25 protein-coding genes are annotated in these 15,305 nt (G+C 31.3%); 17 read left to right on the top strand and 8 right to left on the bottom strand.

Annotated elements, in window-relative coordinates:
• Positions 1-138 precede the first annotated feature (138 nt).
• The 4 genes from MUA21_RS12845 to ychF all read left to right on the top strand — a co-directional run bounded on the left by MUA21_RS12845 (position 139) and on the right by ychF (position 3,136).
• Entirely contained in the window at positions 139-507 is a 369-nt protein-coding gene (locus MUA21_RS12845; RefSeq protein WP_046207547.1) for a Na-translocating system protein MpsC family protein, read from the top strand.
• A gap of 409 nt (positions 508-916) precedes the next feature.
• On the top strand, positions 917-1,801 hold the full coding sequence (locus MUA21_RS12840) for a mechanosensitive ion channel family protein (protein WP_262561482.1): 885 nt from the start codon (positions 917-919) through the stop codon (positions 1,799-1,801).
• Positions 1,802-1,821: 20 nt separating this feature from the next.
• Positions 1,822-2,025 (top strand): DUF951 domain-containing protein, encoded by a 204-nt coding sequence (locus MUA21_RS12835; RefSeq protein ID WP_019469840.1) that lies wholly within the window; start codon positions 1,822-1,824, stop codon positions 2,023-2,025.
• 13 nt (positions 2,026-2,038) lie between these two features.
• On the top strand, positions 2,039-3,136 hold the full coding sequence (ychF, locus tag MUA21_RS12830; RefSeq protein ID WP_073345237.1) for a redox-regulated ATPase YchF: 1,098 nt from the start codon (positions 2,039-2,041) through the stop codon (positions 3,134-3,136).
• 284 nt (positions 3,137-3,420) lie between these two features.
• On the opposite strand, the gene MUA21_RS12825 is transcribed toward ychF, so the two are convergent.
• On the bottom strand, positions 3,421-4,218 hold the full coding sequence (locus MUA21_RS12825; RefSeq protein ID WP_262561481.1) for a GH25 family lysozyme: 798 nt from the start codon (positions 4,216-4,218) through the stop codon (positions 3,421-3,423).
• A gap of 390 nt (positions 4,219-4,608) precedes the next feature.
• On the opposite strand from MUA21_RS12825, the gene rpsF reads away from it, so the two are divergent.
• Genes rpsF through rpsR form a run of 3 tightly spaced genes read left to right on the top strand, consistent with a single transcriptional unit; the run spans position 4,609 to position 5,734 of the window.
• Positions 4,609-4,914: a 30S ribosomal protein S6 gene (gene rpsF / locus MUA21_RS12820; RefSeq protein ID WP_019469843.1), complete on the top strand. Its 306-nt coding sequence runs from the start codon at positions 4,609-4,611 to the stop codon at positions 4,912-4,914.
• An 18-nt stretch (positions 4,915-4,932) separates the two neighbouring features.
• Positions 4,933-5,442, top strand: a complete 510-nt coding sequence (ssb, locus tag MUA21_RS12815; RefSeq protein ID WP_046207091.1) for a single-stranded DNA-binding protein — start codon at positions 4,933-4,935, stop codon at positions 5,440-5,442.
• A gap of 49 nt (positions 5,443-5,491) precedes the next feature.
• Positions 5,492-5,734: a 30S ribosomal protein S18 gene (gene rpsR, locus MUA21_RS12810; RefSeq protein WP_042737618.1), complete on the top strand. Its 243-nt coding sequence runs from the start codon at positions 5,492-5,494 to the stop codon at positions 5,732-5,734.
• A 136-nt stretch (positions 5,735-5,870) separates the two neighbouring features.
• Here rpsR and MUA21_RS12805 read toward each other — a convergent pair whose 3' ends face one another.
• From MUA21_RS12805 to MUA21_RS12785, 5 genes are all read right to left on the bottom strand, one after another.
• Entirely contained in the window at positions 5,871-6,422 is a 552-nt protein-coding gene (locus tag MUA21_RS12805) for a hypothetical protein (RefSeq protein WP_069996234.1), read from the bottom strand.
• Positions 6,419-7,639, bottom strand: a complete 1,221-nt coding sequence (locus tag MUA21_RS12800) for a tyrosine-type recombinase/integrase (RefSeq protein WP_262561478.1) — start codon at positions 7,637-7,639, stop codon at positions 6,419-6,421. Before MUA21_RS12800 ends, MUA21_RS12805 begins: the two co-directional genes overlap by 4 nt.
• A 19-nt stretch (positions 7,640-7,658) precedes the next feature.
• The gene (locus MUA21_RS12795) at positions 7,659-7,847 is read right to left on the bottom strand and encodes a hypothetical protein (RefSeq protein WP_262561477.1); all 189 of its coding nucleotides are present in this window, start codon (positions 7,845-7,847) and stop codon (positions 7,659-7,661) included.
• A gap of 148 nt (positions 7,848-7,995) precedes the next feature.
• Complete coding sequence (locus MUA21_RS12790; RefSeq protein WP_262561476.1) at positions 7,996-8,136, bottom strand: hypothetical protein; 141 nt, start codon at positions 8,134-8,136, stop codon at positions 7,996-7,998.
• A 30-nt stretch (positions 8,137-8,166) separates the two neighbouring features.
• A complete protein-coding gene (locus tag MUA21_RS12785) occupies positions 8,167-8,871 on the bottom strand; it encodes a helix-turn-helix domain-containing protein (RefSeq protein ID WP_262561475.1) in 705 nt (234 codons plus the stop codon).
• 165 nt (positions 8,872-9,036) lie between these two features.
• Between MUA21_RS12785 and MUA21_RS12780 the strand changes: the two genes are divergently transcribed.
• From MUA21_RS12780 to MUA21_RS12740, 9 genes are all read left to right on the top strand, one after another.
• The gene (locus MUA21_RS12780; RefSeq protein ID WP_075100218.1) at positions 9,037-9,249 is read left to right on the top strand and encodes a helix-turn-helix domain-containing protein; all 213 of its coding nucleotides are present in this window, start codon (positions 9,037-9,039) and stop codon (positions 9,247-9,249) included.
• Positions 9,249-9,521, top strand: coding sequence for a helix-turn-helix domain-containing protein (locus MUA21_RS12775; RefSeq protein WP_262561473.1), 273 nt, complete (start codon positions 9,249-9,251; stop codon positions 9,519-9,521). The genes MUA21_RS12780 and MUA21_RS12775 overlap by 1 nt, the downstream gene beginning before the upstream one ends.
• The gene (locus MUA21_RS12770) at positions 9,518-9,679 is read left to right on the top strand and encodes a hypothetical protein (RefSeq protein WP_262561472.1); all 162 of its coding nucleotides are present in this window, start codon (positions 9,518-9,520) and stop codon (positions 9,677-9,679) included. Before MUA21_RS12775 ends, MUA21_RS12770 begins: the two co-directional genes overlap by 4 nt.
• The gene (locus MUA21_RS12765) at positions 9,680-10,087 is read left to right on the top strand and encodes a pathogenicity island protein (RefSeq protein WP_262561471.1); all 408 of its coding nucleotides are present in this window, start codon (positions 9,680-9,682) and stop codon (positions 10,085-10,087) included.
• 3 nt (positions 10,088-10,090) lie between these two features.
• Entirely contained in the window at positions 10,091-10,399 is a 309-nt protein-coding gene (locus MUA21_RS12760) for a hypothetical protein (protein ID WP_262561470.1), read from the top strand.
• Positions 10,400-10,470: 71 nt separating this feature from the next.
• Positions 10,471-11,346 (top strand): primase alpha helix C-terminal domain-containing protein, encoded by an 876-nt coding sequence (locus MUA21_RS12755; RefSeq protein ID WP_262561469.1) that lies wholly within the window; start codon positions 10,471-10,473, stop codon positions 11,344-11,346.
• 13 nt (positions 11,347-11,359) lie between these two features.
• Positions 11,360-13,072, top strand: a complete 1,713-nt coding sequence (locus MUA21_RS12750) for a DUF927 domain-containing protein (RefSeq protein WP_262561468.1) — start codon at positions 11,360-11,362, stop codon at positions 13,070-13,072.
• Positions 13,073-13,357: 285 nt separating this feature from the next.
• The gene (locus MUA21_RS12745) at positions 13,358-13,528 is read left to right on the top strand and encodes a hypothetical protein (protein ID WP_262561467.1); all 171 of its coding nucleotides are present in this window, start codon (positions 13,358-13,360) and stop codon (positions 13,526-13,528) included.
• Between the two features lie 70 nt (positions 13,529-13,598).
• Entirely contained in the window at positions 13,599-13,877 is a 279-nt protein-coding gene (locus MUA21_RS12740; protein ID WP_262561466.1) for a thermostable hemolysin, read from the top strand.
• A 347-nt stretch (positions 13,878-14,224) separates the two neighbouring features.
• Here MUA21_RS12740 and MUA21_RS12735 read toward each other — a convergent pair whose 3' ends face one another.
• On the bottom strand, positions 14,225-14,440 hold the full coding sequence (locus MUA21_RS12735) for a hypothetical protein (RefSeq protein WP_069996224.1): 216 nt from the start codon (positions 14,438-14,440) through the stop codon (positions 14,225-14,227).
• Positions 14,441-14,460: 20 nt separating this feature from the next.
• Positions 14,461-14,685, bottom strand: coding sequence for a hypothetical protein (locus MUA21_RS12730; RefSeq protein ID WP_262561465.1), 225 nt, complete (start codon positions 14,683-14,685; stop codon positions 14,461-14,463).
• A gap of 272 nt (positions 14,686-14,957) precedes the next feature.
• Between MUA21_RS12730 and MUA21_RS12725 the strand changes: the two genes are divergently transcribed.
• Positions 14,958-15,302 (top strand): pathogenicity island protein, encoded by a 345-nt coding sequence (locus tag MUA21_RS12725; protein ID WP_069996222.1) that lies wholly within the window; start codon positions 14,958-14,960, stop codon positions 15,300-15,302.
• Positions 15,303-15,305: the final 3 nt, after the last annotated feature.

The raw sequence follows: 15,305 nt of genomic DNA, 5'->3' as shown, positions 1-15,305 counted from the left end.
ACAGAAGAAATAAGCGATAGTTATATTATTTTCTAGGTAATTGCACATAACTATGGAGAAAAGTATATAAAAATGATAATGTTAGCATTATTAAATAATACGACAATTAATTTTGATTCTATGGGAGATGCATTCGACATGAAAACAACTAAAGGTACCTATGAGTCTGAAATCAGCAAAGCAATTACACAATGGGAAAAAGACTTCCTTGGTCGTGGTTCACTGTCTGTGAAAACTGATATTTTGCGTGATATGATTATTGTTAGTTTGCAGGGTGTGTTAACACAAGCTGAATATAAAGTTTGTGAGACACATGAAGGATTATTAACAATTAAACGCACCAGATCTAAGCTTGTAGAATCTGGTATAGAGGCACTTGATGAAATTGTTTTTTCAGTTACTGGTGAAGCAGTCAAAGGCTTTCATACTGATTTGAGTTCTAAAACAGGTGAACGTGTTATGATATTTAAACTATACGATAATCTTGAGAAAAAAATAGCCGAATAAAGAAAATGATTGATGAAAGTGATGACTAAAAACTGAAAAACCCTTTATTTCAAGGTGTATTTATAGTAATATGACTTACTGAGAAATAGAGAATCATAATTTTAAATTATGGTTCTTTTTCTTTTGTCTTTTTTAAATTACATAATTTAAATTTAATTAAACATGAAAATTATATAAACTATATTTAAAAATTGATAGTATAAAGAGAGTAATGATAGTATGATGGTTTCTGATTATTATCCTATAAGTTGTAGTATGCTTTCTATGTAAATGAAATCAGATACACACTTCAAATGATCTGTTTATTTGTTTTGCAAATTTTAATATTTAGTCGGAAGTTGGATGTGTTTAACAGTTTAAATAATTATAATAAAATGAGAAGAGTCTTTGACTAAGGGAGGAAATATGATTGGATCAAATAAAAAGTATTATGTATTCCTTAATAGAACCTTTAACTAAACCGGAAACATATCAAACGCTACTTTCAAATCTCATTATGATTGTGATATATATCATTGTAGCGTGGATAGTATTGCGTTTTATTAATAAAGGAATAGAGCAATTTTTCAAAATACAAAATAAAGGCAAAAAAGCGAATAAAAAACGTTCAGCAACATTAATATCATTAGTTCAAAATATCGTATCGTATGTGGTATGGTTTATAGTGTTAACAACCATTTTAAGCAAGTTTGGTATCAGTGTTGAAGGTATTATCGCAAGTGCTGGGGTTGTTGGTTTAGCAGTTGGTTTTGGTGCACAAACCGTTGTTAAAGATATTATCACTGGTTTCTTCATTATATTCGAAAATCAATTTGATGTAGGAGATTATGTTAAAATAAATAACGGTGGTACAACTGTTGCAGAAGGTACAGTTAAAGTCATAGGTTTAAGATCGACAAAAATAAATACAATTACAGGTGAATTAACGACATTACCAAACGGCAGTATGGGTGAGATTACAAATTATTCAGTGACCAATGGTGAAGCAATTGTCGAAATACCAGTTTCGGTAGAGGAAGATATTGATCAAGTAGAAAATGTACTCACAGATTATTTTCAATCTATACAAACAAATTATTATTTGTTTATCTCTACACCACAAGTCGTTGGTATCAATTCAATCAGTCGAGATGAAATTGTATTGAGTGTGTCTGCTGAAACAATTCCAGGTGAAGGTGCTTCCGGAGCGCGTATTTTAAGAAAAGAGATAGTGAAATTGTTTAAGCAAAAAGAGATTAAAACACCTAAGCCGATGATGTTACAATATGACCCTAACCAACAAAATAACGCTTAAATATTCGGAGGAGTGACAGAATGACATCAAATTACGGTTTAAATGACATTGTAGAGATGAAAAAGCAACACGCCTGTGGTACGAATCGCTTTAAAATCATTCGTGTAGGCGCAGATATCCGAATAAAATGTGAAAATTGTCAAAGAAGCATTATGATTCCACGACAAACGTTTAATAAAAAACTGAAAAAAATATTAGTATCTCATCAAGATACTGAAAAATAAGGAGAATGAATAAATGGCTCTAACAGCAGGTATCGTTGGGCTTCCAAACGTAGGGAAGTCAACACTTTTCAATGCAATTACTAAAGCGGGTGCGCTCGCAGCGAATTATCCATTCGCAACGATTGACCCTAACGTAGGGATTGTTGAAGTTCCAGATCATAGATTAGATGTATTGACAGATATGGTACAACCCAAGAAAACAATACCAACAACTTTTGAATTTACTGATATTGCCGGTATTGTTAAAGGGGCTTCAAAAGGTGAAGGATTAGGAAATAAATTCTTATCACATATTCGTGAAGTTGATGCGATTTGCCAAGTCGTACGTGCGTTTGATGATGATAATGTGACGCATGTTTCTGGTCGCGTTAATCCTATTGATGATATTGAAGTTATCAATATGGAACTTGTATTGGCAGATTTGGAATCAGTTGAGAAACGTCTACCAAAATTAGAAAAAATGGCAAGACAAAAAGATAAAGATGCTGTTAACGAAGTTCGCATTTTAACAAGAATTAAAGAAGCTTTAGAAGAAGGTAATCCAGTAAGAAGTTTAGATTTTACGGAAGAAGATCAAAAATATGTAAACCAAGCACAATTATTAACATCTAAAGAAATGTTATATATTGCTAATGTCGGAGAAGACGAAATTGGCGATGAAGATAATGAAAAAGTTCAAGCTATTCGTGAATATGCTGAAAAAGAAAGCTCAGAAGTCATTGTTATCAGTGCTAAGATTGAAGAAGAAATTGCTACATTGGATGATGATGATAGAGCAATGTTCTTAGAAGATTTAGGCATTGAAGAGCCTGGTTTAGATCGTTTAATTCGCACAACGTATGACTTATTAGGTTTGGCAACATACTTTACAGCAGGTGTACAAGAAGTACGTGCTTGGACATTCATAAAAGGTATGACAGCACCGCAATGTGCAGGGATTATTCATACTGACTTTGAACGTGGCTTCATACGTGCAGAAGTAACGAGCTACGATGATTATGTAGAATTTAATGGTGAAAATGGTGCTAAAGAAGCTGGAAAACAAAGATTAGAAGGTAAAGAATACATTATGAAAGATGGAGACATCGTTCACTTTAGATTTAATGTATAAAATAAAAGCTTACGTGTTACTTAATATGGTAACACGTAAGCTTTTTTCATAAATTTGGAAAGTAAGTATGCCGGGAGTCTTGAATGTTCATTTTGTTCATAGACACACTTTCATTCAACTTAACTAGTAGTAGGTTAAAATTTTAACTATATACTTCTTAATCCTTGATGTATGAATAAATACAAACGGTGATACGAATATTGGTTAAAGGTAATGGCGACATGACATTAGTTGTACTAAGTTTTACTTATCAAAATAGCATTATGAATGCTGCGATGAAAAACTTAAGATGTAAACCATGATGTGTCTACACCAGGTCCCGTATAATTTGCATCGACATTTTGGTTTAATTCAGGTGAAGCATAGCTATCTGTATATTGCCATAACACATGTTCTTGTGTTGGTTGCTCTTGGTTATAGTTAGCGAGCCAATAACCATCATATTGTCCCACTGATTCTGAAGCATGTTCTTTCATAAAGTTTTCATATGAATAAAATAAGATTTTTTTATCTCCAGCAAGGCTACGCATTTTGTCATACCAGGCAGTTGTACTTTCATCAGCGGTACCCGATGTCACAGTATTTTCTTCAAAATCATTGATATAAAAACTGGCTTTAGGTGCACGATTGTATAAAGTTTGCGCTTCATATCTGGCATCATCAGGATTTTCGTACATACTATAAGAATAAACACCAAAGTCCAAGTTATATTTATCTAATAAATTTGAGTTATGTTCTAATGTTGCATCGACTTTTTCAGAACCATATTGTGCACGAATAATAATGAAATCATAATTTGCTTTTAAATCTTTGACTTGTTGTGCTGAAAGCTTACCTTGCCATTCGGAAATATCTAAAACCCTTTCACCAGTAGCGGTTGTATTGGCGTTTGAACGAAAGGCACTTTCTTGAGTTTCATTATTTTTTTCTTCAGGGTGTTTTTCAATATACTTTTGATAGCCATATCCCATGGTTCCTTTTTCGCTTGCTGTATTTTCAACCGCATGTACAGTATTAAATGTTATTGTAGTTGCAAACAGGACACTCATGGACAGCAATCCTTTTTTAATAACTGAAGTCATATAAATCTCCTTTGATTAATTTTGAATTATGTAACCATGTCCTTTGATTTTAATGATATAAATCAAGAACGTATATGATATGCTATTAGAATTAAAATGATTTATCAAGTTTATCTGAAATAACTTTTAAATTTATTTATAATCATTTAAAAAAGAATATAATATTTTATGAGTTAGATGGAATATCGCATGAAATTGAAGTTGTAGGATGCTGAGGTAATGAAATGTTTCATATGAAACATGAGATAAAAATGTCATTTTGAACGTCTGATAATCATTGTAAAATGTAAAGCTCTGTGCTATAATTCTTGATTGTGAGTAATGAAAATTATTCCTTGCTTACCACAAAGATGGTGAGCCGCATAGACCACAAGGAGGTGCAATTATAAAATGAGAACATATGAAGTTATGTACATCGTTCGTCCGAACATTGAAGAAGATGCTAAAAAAGCTGTCGTTGAACGTTTCAACGGTATCTTAGCTTCTCACGGATCAGAGGTTTTAGAAACTAAAGATTGGGGCAAACGTCGTTTAGCTTATGAAATTAATGATTTCAGTGAAGGTTACTACAACATCGTACGTATCCAAACTGAAGACAATGAAGCGACTGACGAATTCCAACGTTTAGCTAAAATCACAGACGATATCATCCGTTATATCGTAATTCGTGAAGACGAAGATAAGACAAGAAAATAATAAATGGGGGTCGTTTAAATGATAAATAGAGTTGTTTTAGTCGGTCGTTTAACGAAAGATCCAGAATATAGAACAACACCCTCAGGCGTGAGTGTTGCGACTTTTACTCTAGCAGTAAATCGTACGTTTACAAATGCGCAAGGGGAACGCGAAGCTGATTTCATTAACTGCGTTGTTTTTAGAAAACAAGCAGAAAATGTAAATAACTACTTATTCAAAGGTAGTCTAGCTGGCGTTGACGGTCGCATTCAATCACGTAGCTACGAAAACCAAGAAGGTCGTCGTATATTTGTAACTGAAGTTGTCTGTGATAGCGTTCAATTCCTTGAACCTAAAAACCAAAATCAGCGTCATGCTCAAGAAGGAAATAATAATTTCCAAAATTTTGGTGGACAACAATCCGGACAAAATACGTCTTCTTATCAAAACAATAACAACAATAATCCATCAAACAATAATCAATCAGATAACCCATTTGCAAATGCAAACGGCCCTATTGATATTAGTGATGATGATTTACCATTCTAATTATAATGAACGTATAAAACTAAAAAACTATTAAAAGGAGGCAGTTACCATGGCAGGTGGACCAAGAAGAGGCGGACGTCGTCGTAAAAAAGTTTGTTATTTCACAGCAAACGGAATTACACACATCGACTATAAAGATACAGAATTATTAAAACGTTTTATCTCAGAACGCGGTAAAATTTTACCACGTCGTGTAACAGGTACTTCAGCTAAATATCAACGTATGTTGACTTTAGCTATTAAACGTGCACGTCATATGGCATTATTACCATATGTTAAAGAAGAACAATAATAGATATTGTATCAGAAAACCCCGTAGGCATATACCTGCGGGGTTATTTTTGTGGTTTGATTTATAATAAAAAGGGCAGAAAAAGGGCGTTGTTAAAAAGTTTGTCTAAAACAAAGGAACATAAAATAATATATTTTTAAGTTTTGAAGTAATATTTTTCTAAAAAAAGAGTGAAAGCAACATCAAAAATTATAAAAGTAGTGAATGATGAATCTAAAGGCTTGTTTGTTCCGTAATGAGCGAAGATACTACATATAAAAGCTAATGCATATAAAATTATTCGCTGTTTATTAATCGAAAGTTTCACTTCTTTTTTGATATCTTGATTTATATTTTTTATATTTTTGGGTGTTATTAGTTTTATAGAGTCGATTAATACTATGAATAATTCGGCTATACTTTTGCCCTTTTCTTCGACAGGAGTATCGTTATTCACATACAAATAATTTGAATAAATCCAATTAAGAATAAGAGAAATAATTATAAATGTCAGACTGATTTCATAAAAGTGCAATTCAATTTGCTCCTTACATAATATGAAAATGACTATATAAGCTATAAATAAAAGTGTATATGTTACATCTATATTTTCCTCTTGCTTTAATGACATAATAACTCCTATTATTATCCATTGAGAAACTATAGCAATAGCTAATGTTATTAATAATGCTGTTATTAGTGAATTCATAGTTGTTTCGCCTCTTCTAACTTATTCATCATATCTTTAGCCATCTGATCTGTAACATGGGTGTATATTTCTAATGTGGTTTTGTAGTCACTGTGGCCAACTCTATCTTGTATAGCTTTTAGGTTTATTCCTAACTGTGCAAGTGTAGATATGTGTGTATGACGTAGTGTGTGCGTTGTGACACGCTTGTTAATTGAACTTATATCAGTAGCCTCTTTAATGATATTGTTCACCTTGTTTAAGTCAATAGGGCTACCAGCAGTATTAGTGAATATATAACCTCTATCTATAAACTTATCATTCCACTGATTCTCTTTCTTATTTTCTAGCACAAGAGTTTTAAGTAAATTAATGCTTTGAGTTGTGAGTCCGATTGTTCTATAACTCTTGCTTGTCTTAGTTGTTTCTTTAACGCCAAATGCTCCAGTTTCTGCATCAGTAACCCAGTTGATTGTGCCATCAATCTCTAACGTTTTATTCTCGATGTCTATATTGTCTGTCTTGATTGCTAGGAGTTCGCCAATACGCATACCGTTGTTAATTTGGAACTCTACTAATGACCTAACCATTTCATAGTTGCGTTTTCGAGTAGCATGGCTTTTATGTTTAATTAGATAGTCGAAGCACTCTAACAATTCTTTTACTTCACTATCTTCTAAATAGTTATTACGTTTAGCTTGAAGTTCATTTCTAGTTTTAGCTTTCTTAGGAATATCTATTTTATCTAACACACTAATATCGTGCAGATCATAATATTTAAATGCATATTTGAAAACGGAACGGATAACGATAACAAGTGATTGAACATGTCCTGTGCTATGTGATTTAGCCCATTCGTTTATGATGTTTTGTAAGTATGTATGTGTAATCTTATTAATAAGTATGTCCTTATCTATAGCAGCTTTTACAGTGTTAGTATTACTTGTTTTTTCTTTGATTGTAGTAGTTTTAGAACCGGAATGATTTTTATAATGTTTTAGCCATTCATCGCACGCTTGGTGAAAGGTAAGTGTCTTTAGGTCGGTTGGTGTCTTATCATTCAACTTACTCTCTATGCGCTCATTTAAGAGTTTCTGAGCCTCTTTTTGCGATTGCTTCCCATTTTTATTAAGAACAACACTCACGCGCTTCCATTTGTCTGTGTATGGGTCTTTGTACTTCTCATAGAAACGGTACTGTGTTTGATTATGCTTATTAGTGAATTGCTCATGCCACATTTGTCATCCCTCCTACGTACTAATCTATATTAATCTCCGAATTATTATCTATTTTCTCTGCTAGTTCTTCAAGCTTATGTTTTACATCTCTTAAAGTGTAAGTATCTGAAAAAGAAAAATGAAACTTATTTCCTTTATTAGTTACTGCATATATAGTTACAAGCTCAGTATATTCATCAAATTCTATATTATAATTTAAAATTTCCATCCCTGAATCCCCTTTGTTATACATTATTTCTTCTTATAGTCATCTATAGTCATGACATCATTTTTAACACTACTTAATTTAAATATTACTATGTATCTCACAACCTTAAAATAGGGCGTACGTGTGCAAAGACACGTAGTGGGTGCTGCTATTCTTTTATCTCATCTTCTTTCTTATTCTTGCCTCTAAACAGCTTACTCAATAACTTTGATGTTGTTTGTTCAAATAAGCTTGCTATAGCTACAATTACATCTATAATTTTGATTATAATTCCTATAAGTATATCCATAGTAATGCTCCTTTGTGTGAGTAATAAATATTATTTATCGTATTTTTGTTTAAGAGTTTGGATATTATTATGATTCGAATACAATTGAACTTCTTTTTTATTTAGTAAGGAAGTTCTACTAAAATCTGATAGTTTGGTTTTCAATTGATCAATATCGTTGCTAATATATTCGGTGTCTTTTTCTAGTTTATTTAGTAAATAAGAATTAATTATGTCCTTTAGCATTTGCTTGTCATAATTATCAAGTCGAACTCCTCTAAAATACTTCTCATTATATATATCGTTTAAATGGTAATAAAAATCGTTTAACGGAACATCTAGTTTTATATTTTGCTCATTTTTATTTTTATCCATCCAAATAAGTTCTTTTTTATCTCTATTTTTTTCTTCATTATTTCCAACTTTATCTTGTATATCATTATAAAAATCTTCGTAATTAGAAGCGAGTTCTTCGGAACTTTCGTCTTTCAGATTGCTATCTTCAGCATTTTGAAAAGAATTTAATAAACGAATTACAGACTTTCTAATTTCTTCATCGTTAATCTCATCATTAATTTTTAAGTGGTTTTCTACCCCTAATAATAATAAATAAATAGTTCTAATTGATGGGAATTTTCTTTTATCATTTTCAAGTTTACTAATGTATGCATTGGAAACGCCAGATAATTTTGCAAGATTATTTACTGATATGTTGTTACTGGTTCTGTAATTTTTTAAGATTTCCGAGAATTTCATATTATCACCTCATTTATAGTATAGAAGAAAGTGTATTTCGATACAACGAAAAATATTATTAACAATTGTATTGATTTGTATTGACAATTTAAAAAGATGGTGGTAAATTTTTATTGTACTGTTAACCAAACATTTGTTAGTATTAACTAAGAAAGGAGTGTTAACATGAACAATCAATTGAGTTTGCTAATGGGGAAACATCGCATTAGTGCATTGAAATTGCATAAAAGTACTGGGATTTCTAGATCAGCAATTTATGGCTTATATCATGAACGTACTGAAAATCCAGATACAAAAACAGTCATGAAGCTATGTGAATACTTCGATGTGACACCAAATGAATTTTTTGGAATTAATGAAAAAGAGGAGGTCAAATGATGTCAGTTCACAAATTGCAAGATAAAGCAACGAAACAAAATACAGTGCTAGAACCAGAACAAGTAGTTGCAAATCCAATCTACTGCGCACCTAAAGCTATTGGAGAGTTATTTGGTTTTAGTAGATCAACTACTTCTAGATTGCTAAATGAGTACAAAGAGAACGACAGAGGTGTCAAAGATATGTATTTAAGTTTGAGTAGTACTCTAGTAGTTATAAAGATAGAAAAGTTCGAGCAATGGCTCAAATTAAAAAATGGAGAGTGGCTGTGATGAAACTTTATTTATTGCTAATGAGTTTAATCATTACAATCACTATATTGTTGGCACTGCATACAGAAGATATATTTATCAGTTTTGCAACATACATGTATTTAAGTATTGGCGCATTGTTGCTAAGTAAAAAATACAAATTAAAGGAGAATGAATAAATGAATTTAGAACAAAAATATAAGTTATCAAAGGTAGTGAAAGTATCAGAGAAAGTACTATATGAAAAAGATAAAGAAGTATTTTTATCAGCAAAAGATAGATTTCATTCAATAACCGACAATCGTTATAACGATACAGCATTTTATGAACACATTTTAAAGTTAGTTCATAAAGAATTATTCAACATTCTTGTTGAGCTAGATTTTGATACTGAAGAATTTTTAATTCTTGATGAAGTAACTCGTACACTAAGTGATGTTATGAATGAGACACAAGAAACATATAGTTATAGCGTTACTGATGAAAAAGGCACAACAAATTATACCACTGATAGAGAAGGACACATTATAGGCATACTAGAATGGGCGCATGAATATATTATAGGAAACTTAAAAGTGGAGGAATAGAAAATGAATGAATTAATAAATATCAAAGAGGATTTGAACAGTGGGAATTTAGAGAGGAAATTACAAGCAGTACTGAATATGGTGTGCGATCGCCAAACTCATGATGAAGAAGCAGAAAAAACATTTGAACAAGGAAAACATTATTCATTAGCAAATCATGCTAGGGAATTTCAGGACTTTAATTATATTGTTTCATCTGCGTTGAAAATGTTAGTAGATGAACTTAGTTATACAGTTGAAGAAATAAATGAACGCATAGAAAAAGCACTATCTGAACAGTCGGCAAACTTACCAGATAGCGCAAAGAACTAGAATGTTTTGTTAATAACACAAATACATTCTATCAAATTCAAGCAACATTTTACAGAGGTAGGTGGAATTTATTGGGGTTTAATAAGATAACACTTGAATATGATACTGATGTATCAGTCGTTGAGTATGAAAGTTTAGATTCTGGATCATTCACACAATTTACTGAATGTACTTGGAATGAACTTGTTAACCGACTGCAAGTACCTAAGGTAAACCAAAATAAGTATAGTCGTAATACTGCGATTTACGGAGATGTGTCTGATGGTGTAGATAAATATGGTGATCAGAAACAAAAATACCGACAAGATAAGAATATTATCCATAGGAATGTAATTGTATTAGATTATGATGATATATCAGATTTTAAAGCACTTCATAACTCAATTAGAGAGCAATTAAGTGATGTTTCATGGTTTTGGCACACAACATTCAGTCATACAACAAATGCGCCTAGAATACGTTTGCTAGTGCCACTGAGTGAGCCTATAAATGCAGAAGAATATAGAATATGTTCAAAGGTGATTGCCAATAAAATTGGTCATAAAGTAGATGAAGGTAGTTATCAACCTAGTAGATGTATGGCATTACCAGTAATTCAACACAAAGATGCAATTTACATGTACCGATATAATGATGCTACTATCTTGAATAAATCTATATTGGCAAAATGGTATCAAAAAGTAGATGCCGATTCTAAAAATAATATTAACCTAAAATTTAATAAGCGTGATGATGAGTATTGGAAAGAAGTCGCGCATGGTGTGACTAGAGGATCTAGAAATAACGCCTTAACGTCTATTATAGGTCATCTATTTAATAAAGGCGTGAATGATCATCTTATATATGGTTTGGCTTATAATTACGGAAAAATGTGTAAACCACCTATATCAGATAGGGAAATCAATGCAACATTTCAGTCAATTTTCAAAAAACACTATAAATTATGATTGGAGGTATTCAATGAGTGATGAAAACATGCTTGATTGGATTGAAGAGAAACAAGCAGTTGTTACTAAAAAAGAATCAGAATTGATTCCTAGAAACTATAAAATCGAGCAATACAATGGAATATCTCATTTGTATAAAATTATTCCTAGCGAAAGTGAAAATAAACCAGATAAGAAAATTTTTGTTACAAGTACAATACCCAATGTGAATGAACGCTATGAAGATATTGAAAGTAATGAAGTTAGTTATAACCTTAAATTCCAAGATAATAATCATGATGTAAATTTAAATGTTGAAGCTGAACAAATTACTGATGCAAGAAATTTAATCAAACTAGCCAAGAATAAGTTGGATGTGACATCTACGACATCAGCAAGGTTGGTAGACTTTATCAATGCATCTATGCGTGAAAAACCACCTATTAATATATCGGTAGCTAATAGGTTGGGCCATATAAAAAACTACTTCATTTATCCGTACAAAGAAGAATTAGAAACGAGTAACATTAAATTATTTAACAATGATAGTGGATATAGATCACTAATCAAAGCCTTTGAAACAAAAGGTACATTAAATGATTACTCAAAAAATGTATTCAATAAAATTAAATCACTACCAATGGTTATGATGATGGTATATGCATCACTAGGATCAGTACTTTTGCATGAATTTAAAATCACTCCGTTCATTGTGGAGATATCTGGTCGTACTTCAACAGGTAAAACTTTTACTTTAAAGATTGCAGCAAGTGTTTGGGGGAATGACGGATTAATTACTGAGTGGAATTCAACTAAAAACAGTATTGAAGCGCAAGCAGTATTCTTCAATTCATTTCCATTATTAAAGGATGATACACGTAACACACATTCTAATTTTATTTCAAATACTGTGTATAATTTTTCTGGTGGTAAAACTAAGTCACGAAGTAATACAAACCGTACTTTAGATGAAATAAAAACATGGCAGAATATTTTATTATCGACTGGTGAAGTCTCTATGCCAGATATGGCAGGGGAAAAAGGTGGCGTTTCTGGTCGTGTGATAACTTTGCAAGATGACCCGTACCCAAAAGATTTTGATTTTGCTAGTTTAGCCGAATCTATAGATGAATCTCATGGAGTATTAGGAAAAGCATTTATTAAACAATTTCAGTCAAATAAAGATAAATACTATAGTTCATTTAAAGGTGCGCAACAATATTTCATTAAGAAGGCTGAAGATAATGAAGTGATGGTTAGATTAGGACGTTCATTTGCTTTGATGCAAGTCACTGGTGAAATACTCAATGATATTGAAGGATTTGAACATGATCATTACAGAGTCGTTGATGAAGCCTATCATAGTATGATTAAAAATAATGGCAATATTGATAAACCTAAGCAAATGTTAGAAGAATTACTTCAGTATCTAGATGCGAATAGAAATCATATTGAAGGCGAAGGTTATCATGATGTTAAAAGTGGCGATGTTAAAGCTATATATAAGCGTGATTATTTATGTATATTAGGTGAAACGGTTAAAGATTTCTTAGGGCATGAAATGAATACTATAACTGGCGAATGGAGTAGGAAAAATTATCTAGTTGAAAGTACCATAGGAAAACAAAAACAAGTGAAACATAAAAGTACACCATACAGGGGTTATGCCATAAAAAAAGATGTTGTAAAAAATTTAGGATTTGATTTTACAAATTCATATAATCTTACTTCAGATTATTACAAGTAACAATGGTAACAAGTGAGTAACAAATAAAAAATGATTGTTGTTACTTATGAATTCAGTGTTATCAAAGGTTTAAAATGTATAGTAACAAAAGTAACAAACTAAATATTATAAGACTATAAGTAATAAAAATAGTTAAAATCCAACAATATACATGGTCTCTATAAATAAAAAGTTGTTACTCTTATTACTAATTATTATAAACGCTGTTATATCAATGGTTTATGGTAACAAATGCAGTAACAAGTCAGTAACCAAAGTAACACATTATATTAGGAGGAATGATTAATGGCAACAGTTACAGAGATAGGAAAGAAACAATTTGAATTATTAAGTAGAAATATAACTTTTAAAGCAAAGGTTAAGAATAACCAAGAAGAAATGAAAAAAAGGATTAGTTGCTGGTCTTTTATTCCATCCATGCGATCAGCAAAAATCATTTATACATTCAGTATTTGAATTAACAGATGACTTCTATTTATACAACTATGGAGGAGATATATTTTTAATCACAAATGATTTTAAAGGAATGATTAAGTTTAATATTAGAAAACTTAATGTTTTGCATAAGAAACATTTTAAAGATGGTTGGATGATAGAGATTCATAACTTAAATTCTGTGCAAAAAGGTCATGGACAATTATTACTTAATTCTATTATTGAGGTATCAGTAAAAACAAAACTTGATTTATGTTTATGGACTGAAACAGATAAGAATACGCAATATTTCGAACGACATGGATTTGAAAGTAAAGGTAAAGTAGGACAAAATAAAGAAAACTTGATGATTAGGTATATTGATAGATAAATATTTAACTTATTTTAAGTTGTACAGACTTGTGAGGGAGTACCTATTTGGGTGCTCCTTTTTTGCTAGAAAATGCTAGTAGCTATGATTTGTGTGGGTTATATATTTTTTGAATAACGATTACAAATGCTTATATCAAGCATATAAAGGGGGGGCGTGAAATACGACGTCATGATCTGGGGGAACGAATCGTTCCTTCACTTTTTTATATTAGCAGCTAGTGCACTAATTTGGTGCGTCAGCTTTTTGGATACGTAGATATTAATCAAAAAAGATTAACATTATATTTTCTCAGAACGTTGGAATCTATATAGATATTGCTAGATCAGCAATCTGGTTTTAGTAACTTATTTAAAATAGCTTGTGTAAATAGCAAGTATTACAAAGCCTGCAGCACAGATAGCATGTACTATTAGTAATAAATTAAATTGCTTCTTAGTCATTGGATCAAAGTTGTTACGTTTAACTCTTCTCTTATTTTCCCAAAGGAATATAAACGCCCAGAAGTAAGCGTAAATAGGTATAGCGATAATTCCTAATATTATAGCAACAGGTAAACTCATAGTAATTCTCCTTTGACTTGTTAATTTAAAATTAGTAAAGATATTCCAGCAATTATAAATAAATAAGCTAAATATGGTTTTAGAGCACCTAGTAATTGAACGATTCCTGCAAGTATCAAGAAGATTCCGATTAATATTTGAGGGGATAAATGTAACGAATAGATGTTGAATGTTGCACCGATATATATGTAGAAACCTAATATGATAGCAAGAATAGTAGTGATAACGAATAGATATTTTTTCATGGAAAACCACCTATTATAATAACCTTTTGACAATGATTGTATCATTGTGAGTTAGATAAGAAAAATTTAATTAAATACGCAAAAACGAACATTAGTTCTTGTAATGGTATAGTGTGATTATGTATGAATATACTGTTTGAAGTCTTTAGTGATAGTTGTTTGAAGAATGATTAACAGTTTTAAAACACTGTAAAATAGCGAACGTTAGTTTGTTATAAACGTGTAAAAATGGTATAATTACTGTATAAAGTAAAAAGAATCGAGGTGATTAAATGACAACTTCAACGCCAGAAAAAAAGAAGCAAACCTTACCCGATGACCACTTGCAGGTACTCAACGTGATAAGAAATGCTTCGAATAAATATATTACTAAAGAAAAGATATTAAATCAATTAGGTTGTGAGATAAATAGCACTAATGAACGATGGATTAGATCAGTAATTAGTAACTTAATTGAACAACATGGATATGCGATTGGATGTAGCTATAAGAAGGCACAGCGTGGCTATTACATGATTAGTAATAAGGAAGAGCAACAACAAGCTATGCTTAGCATACAAAGGCTTATAGATGGCAGTGTGAGACGATATGAAGCTATTAAGAAACTAGAGGTATAGTAG

Source organism: Staphylococcus ureilyticus, from assembly GCF_025558845.1.
Taxonomy (GTDB): Bacteria; Bacillota; Bacilli; order Staphylococcales; family Staphylococcaceae; genus Staphylococcus; species Staphylococcus ureilyticus.
The sequence above is the reverse complement of the archived record's forward strand: the minus strand, read 5'-3'. Positions and strand labels throughout refer to the sequence as shown.

Coding starts and splice junctions, on each gene's coding strand:
- rpsF (WP_019469843.1), top strand. CDS start 4,609: ATGAGAACATATGAAGTTATGTACATCGTTCGTCCGAACATTGAAGAA.
- MUA21_RS12780 (WP_075100218.1), top strand. CDS start 9,037: ATGAACAATCAATTGAGTTTGCTAATGGGGAAACATCGCATTAGTGCA.
- MUA21_RS12845 (WP_046207547.1), top strand. CDS start 139: ATGAAAACAACTAAAGGTACCTATGAGTCTGAAATCAGCAAAGCAATT.
- rpsR (WP_042737618.1), top strand. CDS start 5,492: ATGGCAGGTGGACCAAGAAGAGGCGGACGTCGTCGTAAAAAAGTTTGT.
- MUA21_RS12760 (WP_262561470.1), top strand. CDS start 10,091: ATGAATGAATTAATAAATATCAAAGAGGATTTGAACAGTGGGAATTTA.
- MUA21_RS12745 (WP_262561467.1), top strand. CDS start 13,358: ATGGCAACAGTTACAGAGATAGGAAAGAAACAATTTGAATTATTAAGT.
- ssb (WP_046207091.1), top strand. CDS start 4,933: ATGATAAATAGAGTTGTTTTAGTCGGTCGTTTAACGAAAGATCCAGAA.
- MUA21_RS12725 (WP_069996222.1), top strand. CDS start 14,958: ATGACAACTTCAACGCCAGAAAAAAAGAAGCAAACCTTACCCGATGAC.
- MUA21_RS12775 (WP_262561473.1), top strand. CDS start 9,249: ATGTCAGTTCACAAATTGCAAGATAAAGCAACGAAACAAAATACAGTG.
- MUA21_RS12805 (WP_069996234.1), bottom strand. CDS start 6,422: ATGAATTCACTAATAACAGCATTATTAATAACATTAGCTATTGCTATA.
- MUA21_RS12785 (WP_262561475.1), bottom strand. CDS start 8,871: ATGAAATTCTCGGAAATCTTAAAAAATTACAGAACCAGTAACAACATA.
- MUA21_RS12835 (WP_019469840.1), top strand. CDS start 1,822: ATGACATCAAATTACGGTTTAAATGACATTGTAGAGATGAAAAAGCAA.
- MUA21_RS12825 (WP_262561481.1), bottom strand. CDS start 4,218: ATGACTTCAGTTATTAAAAAAGGATTGCTGTCCATGAGTGTCCTGTTT.
- MUA21_RS12795 (WP_262561477.1), bottom strand. CDS start 7,847: ATGGAAATTTTAAATTATAATATAGAATTTGATGAATATACTGAGCTT.
- MUA21_RS12765 (WP_262561471.1), top strand. CDS start 9,680: ATGAATTTAGAACAAAAATATAAGTTATCAAAGGTAGTGAAAGTATCA.
- MUA21_RS12790 (WP_262561476.1), bottom strand. CDS start 8,136: ATGGATATACTTATAGGAATTATAATCAAAATTATAGATGTAATTGTA.
- ychF (WP_073345237.1), top strand. CDS start 2,039: ATGGCTCTAACAGCAGGTATCGTTGGGCTTCCAAACGTAGGGAAGTCA.
- MUA21_RS12730 (WP_262561465.1), bottom strand. CDS start 14,685: ATGAAAAAATATCTATTCGTTATCACTACTATTCTTGCTATCATATTA.
- MUA21_RS12735 (WP_069996224.1), bottom strand. CDS start 14,440: ATGAGTTTACCTGTTGCTATAATATTAGGAATTATCGCTATACCTATT.
- MUA21_RS12740 (WP_262561466.1), top strand. CDS start 13,599: ATGATTAAGTTTAATATTAGAAAACTTAATGTTTTGCATAAGAAACAT.
- MUA21_RS12750 (WP_262561468.1), top strand. CDS start 11,360: ATGAGTGATGAAAACATGCTTGATTGGATTGAAGAGAAACAAGCAGTT.
- MUA21_RS12800 (WP_262561478.1), bottom strand. CDS start 7,639: ATGTGGCATGAGCAATTCACTAATAAGCATAATCAAACACAGTACCGT.